Source organism: Bacillus sp. SYZHCR11 (genome assembly GCF_057196865.1).
Genome location: NZ_JBXUND010000001.1, coordinates 391712 through 407877 on the forward strand (window position 1 = coordinate 391712; position 16166 = coordinate 407877).

Annotated in this window: 1 protein-coding gene; it reads left to right on the forward strand. The window is 46.6% G+C overall.

The features are described 5' to 3' along the window. Window positions 1-33: 33 nt before the first annotated feature. A complete protein-coding gene (locus tag AC2CGA_RS01865) occupies window positions 34-16122 on the forward strand; it encodes a non-ribosomal peptide synthase/polyketide synthase (protein WP_349686179.1) in 16089 nt (5362 codons plus the stop codon). Window positions 16123-16166 lie beyond the last annotated feature (44 nt).

Here is a 16166-nt window from a genome sequence, read left to right on the forward strand (position 1 = left end):
ATTTCTTTAAATTATATAAAATGAGGTGCTCCAATGTCGGTATTTAAAAACCAAGAAACGTACTGGGAAAACCTGTTTGATGAAGAAGACGGACTAAGCGCATTCCCTTACTTTAAAGCAGCGGATAAAGCGTCGTTGGCCCGTACCGGCTACCAGGAAAAATGCATCTGCCGTTCCTTATCTCCGGAAGTATCTCAAAGAATCATGACAATGGCGTATCATTCCGATATGGCGGCCTATCTGATTTTATTGGCGGGTATTGAATGCTTGTTATATAAATATACGGATCAAACGAGCCTGATTCTTGGCATTCCGACGGTATCGAAGCAAAAAGCCGGCCAGTCAGCCGTTAACAACATTGTCCTCTTAAAAAATACGCTTTCAAACGAGAGTACATTTAAAACCGTATTCGGGCAGCTGAAAGAAGCCGTTAATGATTCTCTGAAAAATCAAAACCTGCCGTTTAGAAAAATGGTTCAGCATCTGAGCGTGCAATACAATGACGAGCATCTGCCGTTGATTCATACCGTCGTTTCGCTTAACGAAATTCATTCCTTGCAATTTAAAGAAGATACTGCAGCCGATACGCTGTTTCACTTTGATTTGGAGAACAACGGGGTTCATTTGAAGCTTTTTTATAACGGCAATCTGTACGATGAGCGCTATATTAATCAAATTGTATCCCATTTGGATCAGCTGCTGTCTGTGATCCTGTTTCAGCCTCAAGCCGCGATCCATACGGCAGAGATCTTACCGGAAGCGGAAAAACAGAAGCTATTGGTTGATTTTAACGACACCTTCCGAGATTTCTCCGGGAGCAGAACAGTCTATCAATTATTTGAAGAGCAAGCAGAAAGAACGCCTGAGCATGCGGCCGTCAAGTTTAAAAACGACCATTTGACGTACAGGGAACTGAATGAGAAGGCGAACCGTTTGGCAAGAACATTGCGTAATTGCGGGGTTCAACCCGATACGTTAGTCGCCATTCTCGCTGATCGTTCATTAGAGATGATCGTATCCATTATAGCCGTTTGGAAGGCAGGGGGCGCTTATGTGCCCCTGGATCCTGAATATCCAAAAGAGCGGCTTCAATATTTGCTTCATGATGCGGATGCAGACGTTCTCCTTGTTCAGCGTCATTTAAAAAACAGTCTCACCTTTGACGGCCCGGTGATTGATTTGAATGATGAAACATCATACCATGCCGATAGCTCATTGTTATCACCAGCAGCGGGACACAGCCATTTAGCCTATGTCATTTATACGTCGGGTACAACAGGAAAGCCGAAAGGAGTCATGGTTGAACACGGCGGCATTGTGAATTCGCTCCAATGGAAGAAGGCGTTTTTTAAACATTCTCCGGCGGATCGCGTGCTTGTTTTGTACCCGTATGTTTTTGATGCGTTCATTTTAAATTTCTTCGGCCCGCTCATCTCGGGGGCAACTTTGCACCTATTGCCTAATGAAGAGAATAAAGAAACTTTCGCCATTCAAAATGCCATAAAACAAGAGAGAATTACTCATTTCTCAACCTCTCCCCGTCTTCTGAAAACGATGATCGAACAGATGAATGCAGAGGACTTCATCCATGTTCAGCATGTTGTTGTAGGTGGTGAGCAGCTGGAAACAGATACAGTTGAGAAGCTGCATTCTCTGCAGCCTCGCATTCGGATCAATAATGAATACGGACCGACAGAAAACAGCGTGGTATCTACATTTCACCCTGTTCAGTCCGCTGATGAACAGATCACAATCGGCAGCCCGGTGGCCAACCATCAAGCTTATATTTTAGGAGCGCACCATCAAATCCAGCCGATCGGCGTACCGGGAGAGCTGTATGTCGGAGGAGCGGGAGTGGCCCGCGGCTACCTCAATCGCCCTGAATTGACGGAGGAAAAATTTGTGGAGCATCTGCATGTCCCTGATCAAAAGATGTATAAAACGGGGGATCTCGCCAGATGGCTGCCGGATGGAAGAATCGAATATTTAGGCCGGATTGATCATCAAGTAAAAATTCGCGGCTACCGGATTGAGATCGGCGAGGTAGAGGCAGCCATGTTCAATCTGGAAAACGTTCGTGAAGCCGCAGTCGTCGCGCGGGAAGACGCAGACGGGTCCAAACAATTGTATGCCTATTATGTCGGCGAGCCTTCTTTGACAGCAGCGCAGTTCAGAAAAGAATTATCCCGGGAACTGCCCAATTATATGATTCCCTCCCGCTTTATCCCATTGGAACGCATTCCGCTCACTTCCAATGGGAAGATTGATCTGAAAGCTTTGCCTGCTGCTGACGAAAATACGCGGGCGGAATACGAATACATAGCCCCGCGGAACACAATAGAAGAACTGCTGGCGTCCATCTGGCAAGAAGTATTAGGGGCAGAACGTATAGGAATTTTGGATAATTTCTTTGATTTTGGCGGAGATTCGATTAAATCAATTCAGGTATCATCCAGATTGTATCAAGCCGGATACAAGGTTGATATGAAGCATTTGTTTAAACACCCCTCGATTGCTGAACTAAGTCAGTTTGTAGCGCCGGTCAGCAGGGTGGCTGATCAAGGAGAAGTGAATGGCGGAACCAAGCTGACCCCGATACAGCATTGGTTTTTTGAACAAAACATGCCGCATGCACACCATTACAATCAGGCCGTCATGTTATATTCGGCGGAATGCTTTAAAGAGGCTCCGCTTCGCCGGACGATAGAACAGATCGCGTCGCATCACGATGCCTTGAGGATGATTTTTGAAAAAACGCCGGATGGATACGCTCCGCGAATTACAGGAACAGATGAAAGTGAACTATACCATCTGGAAGTGATGAATTATAAAGGGGAAACCGATCCGGCTCAAGCGATTGCCGATAAGGCGAATGAGATTCAAAGCAGCATGGTATTAGACAAAGGGCCATTGATGAAGCTCGGTTTGTTCCAATGTCCGGACGGAGATCATTTGCTGATTGCAATTCATCATTTGCTGATTGACGGAGTATCCTGGCGTATTTTGCTCGAGGATTTTGCAAGCGGTTATGAGCAGGCAGAACGCGGACAAACGATCCAGCTCCCGCAAAAAACAGATTCGTTTCCATTCTGGGCCGATCAATTGTCCAAGTATGCGGCGGAAACCGATATGGAAGAGGAGATTGCTTATTGGACTGAGCTTTCAAGCATAAAGCCTCAGCCATTGCCTAAAGACACTATCAGCGAAGGATCGTTATTAAGTGACAGCGAAGAAGTGACGATTCAATGGACAAAAGAGGAAACGGAGCAATTATTAAAACAAGCGAACCGCGCCTACAACACGGATATCAACGATCTGCTGCTGACTTCGTTAGGGCTGGCCGTTCACAAGTGGACAGGCACGGAAGACATTGTCGTGAATTTGGAAGGCCACGGGAGAGAACCGATTATTCCGAATGCTGACATTTCCCGCACGATAGGATGGTTCACAAGCCAGTACCCTGTCGTCCTGAGAATGGAAGCCGGAAAAAACCTGTCACAGCGGATCAAGATCGTGAAAGAAGGGCTGCGCCGCATCCCTGATAAAGGAATGAATTACAGCATCATCAAATATATATCCGGGCATCCGGAAGCCGACAGCCTGCAGCTGAATCCGGAGATATCGTTTAACTATTTGGGACAATTTGACCAAAACCTGAAGCATCAGGCTTTGCACATATCGCCATATTCCACAGGGTTATCGATGAACGAAAACCAAGAGAGAACGGCCGTGCTTGATTTGAACGGCATGATTGCCGAAGGGACATTATCACTGACACTGAGCTACAGCAGCAAACAATACGAAAGATCTACTATGGCGCAATTTGCCCAAGGGTTGAAAGAAAGTTTGCAAGAAGTCATTGCGCATTGCGTAAGCCGGCAGCAGACTTCTCTCACACCAAGTGACATCCTGTTAAAAGATATCTCAATCGACGAACTGGAACAGCTTTTGGAGCAGACGCGTGAATTAGGCGAAGCGGAAAATATTTATCCATTAACGCCGATGCAGAAGGGCATGCTGTTTCACAGCTTATTTGATCCGAATTCAGGTGCTTATTTTCAGCAAACGATGTTTGATCTGCATGGAGATCTGGAGATTGATTCATTTTCAAAAAGCTTGGACGGCTTATCGCAAAAATATGATATTTTCCGCACGAATTTTTACAGAGGCTGGAAGGATCAGCCGCTCCAAATCATATTCAAAACGAAAAAAATCGGTTTTCAATTCAATGACTTACGAGAGATGAAGGAATCACAAAAAGAAGCGATGATTCAGCAGTATGCCCGAGAAGATAAGATGCGGGGGTTCGACTTAGAAAAAGGCGCGTTAATGCGGCTATTCATCCTTCGTACGGATGAAAAGACATACCGTTTTATCTGGAGCTTCCACCATATTTTGATGGACGGCTGGTGCCTGCCGCTGATTACAAAAGAAATATTCGAGAATTACTTTGCCTTGCTTCAGCAAAAGCAGCCTGAACAATCATCAATTACTCCGTACAGTCAATATATTGAATGGCTCGGCCGGCAAGATGCGAAAGAGGCCACGGCTTATTGGGATCAGTACTTGGAGGGATATGAGGAGCAAACCGGCCTTCCTAAGGATCATCATGCAGCGGAAGACGGACGATACGTTCCTGAAAAAGTGACGTGTGACATAAGCTCCGATCTCACTTCGAAAATGAAGCGGACGGCAGGCGAGCATCATGTCACGCTGAATACGCTGCTGCAGACGGCATGGGCGGTTTTGCTGCAGAAATATAACCGCAGCCGGGACGTTGTGTTTGGAAGTGTTGTATCCGGAAGACCTGCTGGAATTCCAAACGTGGAAACCATGATCGGCTTATTCATTAACACCATTCCCGTCCGGTTCCGGTGCGAAGCCGGGACAACGTTTGCCGAGCTTATGAAAGAGGCGCAGGAAAGGGCTGTAGCGTCTCAACAATTTGAGACGCACCCGCTGTACGATATTCAAGCGCGCACAACGCAAAAACAAGATTTAATTACACATTTAATGATATTCGAAAATTATCCGGTTGATCAGTATATGGAAAGTATAGGCCGCCAGAACGGAACATCCATCACGATCTCCAACGTGCAAATGGAAGAACAGACCAACTACGATTTTAATTTGACCGTTATACCGGGCGACGAGATGACCATCTCTTTTGAATACAATGCAAATGTGTATGATCGGGCAAGCATAGAGCGGGTTCGGGAACATTTCATGCAAATCCTGCAACAAGTCGTGACAAATGCGGATATCCGGGTGGATCAAGCGGAATTGTTAACGGAAGGCGAAAGAAGAACCCTTCTGCAGACGCTTAACGACACGGCCGCGCCGTTTCCGCAGACGCCGGTTCATCAATTATTTGAAGAGCAATCGCAGCGTACGCCCGATCAAGCAGCCGTCATTGATAAGGACAGGCAGCTCACGTACGGAGAGCTCAATAAGCGGGCCAACCGACTCGCGCGAACGTTAAGAGCGAAAGGAGTCCAGACGGATCAGCCTGTAGCCATCATCACGAGAAACAGCATCGAATCGGTGGTCGGAATCCTTGCCGTTTTAAAATCAGGGGGAGCCTATGTCCCTATAGATCCGGAATATCCGCAAGACCGCATACGGTATATGCTGGATGACTCCCAAGCCGGAATCGTTTTAATGCAGCGGGACGTCAGGAAACAGCTTGCCTATGAAGGCGTCACGGTTTTACTTGATGATGAAAGTTCTTATCACCAAGATGGCTCTGACCTTGCTCAGATAAATGATGTGAGCCATTTGGCATATGTCATTTATACGTCAGGTTCCACAGGCCGGCCGAAAGGCGTACTAATCGAGCACCAAGGCTTGACCAATTATATTTGGTGGGCGAAAGAGGTTTATGTAAAAGGCGAGAAAGCCAACTTCCCATTGTATTCGTCAATTTCTTTTGATCTGACGGTGACTTCTATTTTCACGCCGCTTGTCACAGGAAATGCAATCATCGTCTATGACGGAGAAGATAAAACAGCTCTGCTTGAATCGATTGTGCGAGACCCGAGGGTGGATATCATTAAATTGACTCCGGCCCATTTGCAGGTTTTGAAAGAAATGAACATTGCCGATCAAACGGCTGTCCGAAGAATGATTGTGGGCGGGGAAAACTTAAGCACCCGGTTAGCCCGCAGCATTCATGAACAGTTCGAAGGCCGGGTTGAAATATGCAATGAGTACGGACCGACGGAAACCGTTGTCGGCTGCATGATTTACCGTTATGATGCCGTAAAGGACAGACGGGAATCGGTACCGATCGGAACCGCTGCGGCAAACACGAGCATTTACGTTCTTGATGAGAATATGAAACCCGCGCCGATCGGAGTGCCGGGAGAAATCTATATCAGCGGCGCCGGTGTGGCAAGAGGATATTTGAACCGTCCCGAATTAACGGCAGAGAAATTTGTCGATGACCCGTTTGAACCCGGAGCGAAGATGTATAAGACCGGAGATTTGGCGAAGTGGCTGGCGGACGGAAACATTGAATATGCGGGCAGAATAGATGAACAAGTGAAAATCAGAGGCTATCGTATCGAATTAGGCGAGATCGAGGCGGCACTGCTTCAAGAAGAAGCGATCAAGGAAGCTGTCGTTACAGCCAGAGAGGATGTCCACGGGTTTAAACAATTGTGTGCATATTACGTAAGCGGCGGGCAAACAACGGCTGCCCGGCTCCGGAAACAATTGTCTCATACCCTTGCAAGTTATATGGTTCCGGCTTATTTTATCGAGCTTGATGAAATGCCTTTAACTTCTAACGGAAAAATAAACAAAAAAGGGCTGCCGGCTCCGGATTTCGAGCTGCAGGACAGAGCAGAGTATAAAGCTCCCCGAACAAAAGCGGAAGAAATATTAGTTTCTGCCTGGGAATCGGTATTAGGCGCTGAAAACGTCAGTATTCTTGATAATTTCTTTGACCTTGGCGGAGATTCCATTAAATCCATTCAAGTATCCTCCAGATTAAATCAGCAAGGATACAAAATGGAAATCAAAGACTTGTTTCAATATGCAACAATTGCAGAATTGAGTCCGCATATCAAGCAGAATCTGCGTATAGCCGATCAAGGTGAGGTCAAAGGAAAAGTCAGCCTGACTCCTATTCAGCATTGGTTTTTCGAACAAATAACGACAGATCAGCATTATTATAATCAAGCCGTCATGCTGTATGCGCCGGAAGGTTTTCAGGAAACGCAGCTTCGTCAAACCCTGCAAAAACTTGCTGAACATCACGATGCGCTCCGCATGACGTTCCGGACTACGGAAAATGGCTGCGAGGCACAGAATGAAGAAATCGCCCAAAGCGGACTGTACCGCTTAGAAGTCCTGAATCTGAAAGAAGATTCCGATCCGGGACGGACAATCGAAGCCAAAGCTGATGAGATACAAAGCAGTATGCGTTTAAGTGATGGGCCGTTAATGAAAGCCGGGTTGTTTCAATGCGCAAATGGAGATCATCTCCTCATCGCCATCCATCATTTGATTATAGACGGGATTTCATGGCGCATTTTACTGGAAGATATCGTTAGCGGCTACAAGCAAGCCGAGAATGGGCGAGTGATTCAACTGCCGCAAAAAACAGATTCCTTCCAATTATGGGCTAAGAGACTTTCAGAATATGCGAAAAGTGAAACCATAAAACAGGAACAGGAATATTGGACAAAGATCGAACAAACCGAAGTCAAACAGCTGCCTAAAGATTTTCATGAAACCCATACAACTGCAAAAGACAGTGAAACAGCAACTGTGGAATGGACGAAAGAGGAAACGGAGCTGCTATTAAAACAAGCGAATCGCGCTTATAACACGGAGATAAACGATTTGCTTTTAACTTCTCTCGGTCTTTCCATATCGCATTGGTCAGGACTGGAACAAATTCCGATTCATTTAGAGGGACACGGCCGAGAACAGATTATACAAGATATAGATATCTCCCGCACGGTCGGGTGGTTTACAAGTCTGTATCCGGTTGTGCTGCACGCGCATCCGGGCAAAGAGATCTCTGATTATATCAAGACGACCAAAGAAGGATTGCGCCAAATTCCGCATAAAGGGATCGGATATGGAATAGCAAGGTACTTAAGCGGCGGAATGCCATCGAAACTCAATCCTGAGATCAGCTTTAACTACCTTGGACAGTTTGACCAAGATTTACAGCAGCATGGGGTTCAATTATCTTCTTATTCTTGCGGTTCAGACTCTAGCGGAAATCAAGAAAGACCGTATGTATTGAATATAAACGGAATGATCACCGACGGCCGGCTGAAGCTTACGATCAGCTACAGCAGCAAACAGTACGCAAAAGAAACGATCATGCGGTTATCGGAAACGATTCAAAGCCGCCTGCGGACAATCATTACGCATTGCGTCCATAGAGAACAATCGGAACTGACGCCAAGCGATATTTTGTTAAAAGGCATGTCGATTGACGAATTGGATCAGCTCCTCATTCAACTGCCGCATGCAGGTGAGGTTGAAAACGTGTATCCGCTCACTCCGATGCAGAAAGGAATGCTCTTCCACAGCCTGCTGGACGAGGCCACAAGTTCTTATTTTGAACAAGCATCGTTCGATTTGCAGGGAGAATTAAAGATTGATTGGTTTAAAGCAAGCCTTGAACGATTATTTGAAACATACGCCGTGCTCAGAACCCGTTTTTACAGCGGCTGGAACGATACTCCTTTACAAATTGTCTATAAAACGCAAACACCTCAAATTCATTTTGCAGATTTGCGTGACATAGAGGAGCACCTGCGAGAGGATGCAATCGCAGCCTATCAAAGAGAAGATAAGGCAAAAGGATTTGACTTGGCTCGGGATCCGCTGATGCGCATAGCGATTTTCCGTATGGAAGACCGCAAATATCATTTGATTTGGAGCTTCCATCATATTGTGATGGATGGCTGGTGCCTGTCTCTTATCACGAAGGAAGTGTTTGATCATTATCGCGCCTTACAAGAAGACAGGGAACCAGAACCGTCATCGGCAGCTCCTTACAGCAACTATATCGAGTGGCTTGACCGCCAAGATCAGGGAGCGGCAAAGCGGTACTGGAGCGGGTATCTCGAAGGATATAAAGGTGAAACCACGCTTCTTCATAAAATAGAGCAGCATGAACAAAAAGAATACGCCTATGCCAATGTGATCTGCCGATTTGATCACGAACAGACAAAACAATTACAGCAGATCGCAAATCAGCATCAGGTTACATTAAATACGTTGATCCAAACGTTATGGGGAGTTTTATTACAGAAATACAGCGGGTCCGCAGACGTTGTCTTCGGCAGTGTCGTGTCGGGAAGACCGGCGGAAATTCCTGATGTGGAACAGATGATCGGCCTGTTCATCAATACCATTCCGGTTCGCATCCGCTGCGATGAGGACAGCACTTTTGCTGATACGGTGCAAATGGTTCAACAAAACGCTCTGGCTTCCCAATCATACGATACCTATCCTTTATACGAAATTCAGGCCCAAACGGAACAAAAGCAGAACCTGATTGACCATATCATGATTTTTGAAAACTATCCGATCGGTCAGCAGGTCGAAGAGACGGGACATCATAGTACGGAGCTGAACATTACGAATTTTCATATGCTGGAACACTCCCACTATGATTTGAATGTGGTTGTCATACCTGGCAAACAGCTGGCCGTTCATTTCGGTTTTAATGAAAACGAATATGAAAAATCAGAAGTGGAGCGGATCTGCGGACATTTTGAACAGCTCATGCAGCAAGTATTACAGCAGCCGTCTGTCAAAATAGAAGAATTGGAGCTTCTCTCTAGGCAAGAAAAAGAACATTTGCTCAGCCGCTTTCAGTCTAATGACATGCATTACCCGCTTGAACAAACGATACATGAGCTGTTTGAGGAACAGGCGCATCGTACTCCGGACAATACAGCGGTTGTATTCGAGGGTAAACAACTCACCTACGGAGAACTGAACCGGCGTGCCAATCAGCTTGCGCGAACCTTGCAGGCAAAAGGTGTGCGGAACGATAAGCTTGTCGGTATTATGACTGAACGCTCGCTTGAGATGATTGTAGGCATCTTGGGAGTTTTAAAAGCGGGCGGCGCATATTTGCCGATAAATCCTGATTCTCCGTCTGAACGCATCAGTTATATTTTAAATGATTCAAGCATCAGCGTATTGCTTTACCGCGGGAAGCTGCAGGATGACATCGGCTTCTCAGGAACATGTATCGATCTCATGGAGGAACATTTCTATCACGAAAAAGACAGCAGTCTTGCACTCTCTTATCAGTCCAGTCAACTGGCCTATGCCATTTATACTTCCGGTACGACAGGCAAGCCTAAAGGCACGTTAATTGAACATCGCCAGGTCATTCACCTGATTGAAGGACTTCGACGCCAAATTTACTCTGCCTACGATGCGGAGCTGAATGTAGCCATGCTCGCTCCATATTATTTCGATGCTTCTGTTCAGCAAATGTATGCTTCCTTGCTGTCAGGACATACCTTGTTTATTGTTCCGAAAGAGATTGTGTCAGACGGTGCTGCCTTATGCCGTTATTATCGGCAGCATTCGATTGACATCACCGACGGAACACCTGCCCACTTAAAGCTTTTGATAGCTGCAGGTGATTTGCAGGGAGTTCCGCTTCAGCATCTTTTAATCGGAGGAGAGGCTCTTTCCAAAACGACGGTAAATAAGCTCATGCAATTATTCGGCGATCATGGCGCTTCACCTGGGATTACCAATGTATATGGGCCTACGGAGACTTGCGTAGACGCGTCTCTGTTCAACATTGAATGTTCTTCCAATGCGTGGGCACGCAGCCAAAACTATGTCCCTATAGGCAAGCCGTTAGGCAGAAACCGCATGTACATTCTTGATTCAAAAAAACGGCTGCAGCCGGCGGGCGTCCAAGGCGAGCTGTATATTGCAGGGGACGGCGTCGGGCGGGGTTACTTAAACCTGCCGGAACTGACGGACGAAAAATTTGTTGCCGATCCGTTTGTACCGGAGGACCGAATGTACAGAACCGGTGATCTGGCCCGCCTTCTGCCGGATGGAAATATTGAATATATCGGCCGGATTGATCATCAGGTGAAAATTCAAGGTTTTCGGATTGAACTCGGTGAAATCGAATCGGTGATGCTTAACGTTCCTGATATTCAAGAAGCCGCCGCAGCTGCCCTTAAAGATGCAGATGATGAATATTACTTGTGCGGATACTTTGCTGCGGATAAGACAATACAGATCAGTGAACTTCGCGAAAGAATGGCCCGGCATTTACCGGGATATATGATCCCGGCTCAATTTGTGCAGCTGGATAAGATGCCGCTGACGCCAAACGGGAAGTTGAATCGCCAGTTATTGCCGGCTCCGGTCAAAAAGCGTGACGGCGGCATAGAGTACGTCCCGCCGCAAACTTCGGCAGAAATCCAGCTGACAGCAATTTGGGAAGATGTCCTCGGATTAGAGCAGGTGGGGATCAGAGATCACTTTTTTGAGATCGGCGGACACTCCCTGCGGGCAACGGCGCTGATTGCAAAAATACAAAAGCAATTGCATGTCCAAATTCCTTTGCGGGACGTCTTCCGTCTCCCAACCATTGAACAGCTCGCACAGACGATCACGAAGACGGAGCTGGCCGGATATGCTGCGATTCCTGCAATTGAAAAAAGACCTTATTATCCGGTATCCTCAGCACAAAAACGGTTGTACATCCTGAATCACTTGGAAGGCGGAGAACTCAGTTACAACATGCTGGGACTGATGGCTGTCGAAGGCAAGCTTGACCGTGACAAGCTGCAGCAAGCCTTCCGCACGCTGATTTTGCGCCATGAATCTTTGCGCACCGGTTTTAAAATGGCTGACGGAGAACCCGTTCAGTACGTCTTAGATCACGCAAAGTTCGAAGTAGAGTGGTATCAGGCAGAAGAAAATGATGCGGACCTTTATATCCGCAAATTTATTCGTCCATTTCATCTGGATGAGCCGCCGCTGCTTCGCGTGGGGCTGATTGAACTTCAACCTGACCGCAGAATTCTGATGTTTGATATGCACCATATTATTTCTGACGGAACATCCATGAGTGTATTGATTAAAGAATTTATCCGCATTTATGAAGGAGAAACATTACCGCCTTTGCGCATCCAGTACAAGGACTACGCAGTATGGCAGACCGGCGAAGCGCGGTTAAAACAGATCCAAAATCAAGAAGCCTATTGGTTAGAGCTGTACAGCGGCGACGTTCCTGTCCTTCATCTGCCGACCGATTATATCCGGCCGTCGGCACGGGATTTTGCGGGAGCCACAATGCAGTTTACGCTTGATAAGCAAAAAAGCGCCGGGTTAAAGCAGCTGGCATCCCAAACTGAATCGACTTTATATATGGTGCTCCTTGCGTCTTATACATTATTGCTTTCAAAATACAGCGGCCAGGAAGACATAATTGTCGGCAGTCCTATAGCGGGAAGACCGCACGCCGATTTGGAACCGATTATCGGAATGTTTGTGAATACATTGGCCATGAGAAATTACCCTGAAAAAGGGAAGACGTTCTCTCAGTATCTGTCCGAGGTGAAGGAGAATGCATTAAAAGCTTATGAGCATCAAGATTATCCGTTCGAAGCGCTGATCGATCAACTGAATATCGCCAGAGACTTGAGCCGTAATCCATTGTTTGACACCATGTTTGTGCTTCAAAACACGGAGCAGGAACAGTTAGAGATAAATGACGTCACTTTCAAACCATATCCAAGCGAACATACGATGGCTAAATTTGATTTAACCTTAACGGCTGTGGAAGAAGAGTCGGGTATTCAGTTCACAATGGAATACTTGACGGCTCTGTTTAAACCGGAAACGATCGAACGCATGATGGGGCATTTTGTGCAGCTGATTGATTCGATTATTAAACAGCCTGATGCCGAGCTGGCTCGTCTGAATATGATGACCAAGGAAGAGGAAGGAGACATTCAGCAACTCTTTAACGATACTGCAGTTGCGGAAAAACGAATTCCGACAACGATTCATCAGCTTTTTGAGCAGCAGGCTGAGCTTAACCCGGATCATGAAGCCGTCATGTTTGGAATTCAGACACTGACTTATCGTCAGCTGAATGAGCGTTCCAATCAGCTGGCGCGCATCCTTCAAGATAAGGGGGCCTGCACTGATCAGGTTGTTGCCGTTCTCACGGATCGCTCACCACATATGATCATCGGCATTTTAGCCATATTAAAGGCCGGCGCAGCATTTCTTCCTATTGATCCGGAGCTTCCCGAAAAACGGCGGGCTTTTATGCTGAAAGACAGCGGCGCCGGTGTGCTTTTGATTTGTGCAGGCCACGCTATTCCGCCGCGCTTTGAAGGAGAAGCGCTTCAGCTTGATGATCCGATGATATATCAAGGCAGAGCAGACAATCTTAATCTTTCCTGTTCGGAAAATGATTTAATGTATGTTATTTACACGTCAGGCACAACGGGGCAGCCGAAAGGAGTTCAGCTGGAGCACAAGACGATGACGAATCTGCTCGCTTATGAGCAGGATCATACGCAGCTTCGCTTTGACAGAGTGCTGCAATTTGCCGCGATGAGCTTTGATGTCTGCTATCAAGAAATGTTCTCCGCGCTTTCAAGCGGAGGAACACTCTTTATCATCGGCAATGAGGCAAAACGTGACATACGTCAGCTCAATGATTTTGTCAGAACGCACGGGATACAAACAGCATTCCTCCCGACAGCGTTCCTTAAGCTCCTTGCCTCAGAGAAACAATATTTCGAACCGTTTGCCGCGTGCGTGGATCACATCATCACTGCGGGAGAACAGCTCATCGTAACAAGTATGCTGCGTGACATGCTGGCACGCCATCAAGTCACATTGCATAATCATTATGGCCCGTCGGAGACGCATGTTGTGACCATGTATACCGTCGATCCTGATACAGATCAGGAGCTTCAGCCGATCGGCAAACCGATTTCAAATACGGAGATTTTCATTTTGAATGAAGCCGGAACGCTTCAGCCTGTCGGAATCGTCGGTGAACTTTGTATTTCAGGAGCGAGCCTTGCCAGAGGCTATCATAACAGGGAGCCTTTGACACTCGAAACTTTTGTTCCGCACCCATATGACTCGAATCAGCGGATGTATAAAACAGGCGATCTGGCCCGTTACCTTCCTGACGGAAACATTGAATATGCGGGAAGGAGAGACCACCAGGTCAAAATCCGCGGTTACCGGATTGAACTCGGTGAGGTGGAGGCCGCTCTTCTCAAGCACGTACAGGAAGCAGTTGTCCTATCAAAAGAAAATACCGATGGCCAAATCGATTTATATGCCTATTTTACAGCGGAGCAATCACTCTCGATCAGTCAGCTGAAAGAAAAACTTGCTGGCCAAATACCGGGATACATGATCCCTTCATACTTCATCCAGCTTGAGAAACTGCCGCTAACCGGCAATGGAAAAGTAAATCGAAGAGCATTACCGATGCCTGAAGCAGGTTTACAAACGGGAACCGACTACGTTGCTCCGCGGACGAATATGGAAGAGCAGCTGATATGCATCTGGCAAGACGTTTTGAAGGTAAAAGAAATAGGTGTAAAAGATAACTTTTTCGATTTGGGCGGCCACTCGTTGCGGGGGATGACGCTCATCGCCAAAATTCATAAGCAATTCAGCAAAAACATTTCATTAAGAGAGGTCTTTCAATGTCCGACAGTTGAGGAAATGGCAAAGGCAATTGCAGGAGCTGAAACCAACGGGCCGGATTACATTCCGAAAGCCAAAGCAAAAGATGTCTATCCTGTATCTTCCGTGCAGAAGATGGTTTACCTGTCAACACAAATAGAAGGCGGAGAACTGAGCTACAATATGCCGGGAATCCTTACATTAGAAGGAAAACTCGACATAAATCGCTTGCAAACCGCTTTCCAAAGACTGATCCAGCGTCATGAATCACTGCGTACCGGTTTTGAGCTGGTCCGCGGAGAACCGGTGCAGGTGATCAAACCGCAAGCGGAGTTTTCGATGGAAAGATACAAGGCAACAGCTGACGAGGTTGAGGAATGTTTCCGCACCTTCGTGCGGCCGTTCGATCTCAGCCAGGCTCCATTACTCAGGGCGGGACTCATCGAGTTAGAACAAGACCTGCATATTTTCATGTTTGACATGCACCACATCATCACGGACGGCGCCTCCATGAATATTTTTGTCGAAGAACTGATTCAATTGTATGACGGCAAAGAGTTAGCTCCGCTCCGTATTCAGTACAAAGACTTTACGGAATGGAAACATCAAAAAGAGCAAAGAGAACGAATCAAGAAGCAGGAAGGGTATTGGCTTGGTGTATTTCATGAAGAGCTGCCTTCATTTGAGCTGCCGAAAGATTTTGCGAGACCGCCGGTTAGAAGCTTTGATGGGAAAAGGCACAATTTTACGCTCGATAAGACTGTCACCCAAGGGATAAAGCAGCTGGAAGAATTGACCGGGACGACCGCTTACATGATTTTGTTCTCGGCCTATTCCATACTGCTGGCTAAATACAGCGGTCAGGGTGATATCGTCGTCGGCACACCTATTGCGGGGAGACCGCATGCGGATTTGGAACCCATTATCGGAATGTTTGTCAATACATTAGCCATCCGCACCGCTCCGATGGCGGAAAAGACATTTTTGGATTATATAACGGAAACGAAAGAAACCATGCTGAAGGCTTTTGAACATCAAGAGTATCCTTTTGAAGAATTAGTTGAAAAACTGGGTGTAAAACGGGACTTAAGCCGCAATCCATTGTTTGATACGATGTTTGTCCTCCAAAATACGGAACAAACGGATATTGAAGTGGACTCTCTCGCAGTCAGGCCTTATGAACAAACAGAGACGGCAGCCAAGTTTGATTTACAGCTGAACTTCTTAATAGATCAAGATGAGATTCAGGGCAGTTTTGATTACTGTACAAAACTGTTTAAAAAGAAAACCATTGCTGTATTGGCCAAGGATTACGTCATGATCCTTTCGGCGATTATGAGAAACCCATCCATTCCTTTAAAAGACATTCAATTAAGCGAAAAAGTAAACAAAAGTAAACATCTCGCAAGCACAATCGAATTGGATTTCTAATCACGGGGGCAGCGGCTGTCCCGGCATGAATGCCGCGGCTGCCG

Bases quoted from the DNA above. Each gene is read 5' to 3' on its own strand.
- AC2CGA_RS01865 (WP_349686179.1), top strand. From the start codon at position 34: ATGTCGGTATTTAAAAACCAAGAAACGTACTGGGAAAACCTGTTTGAT.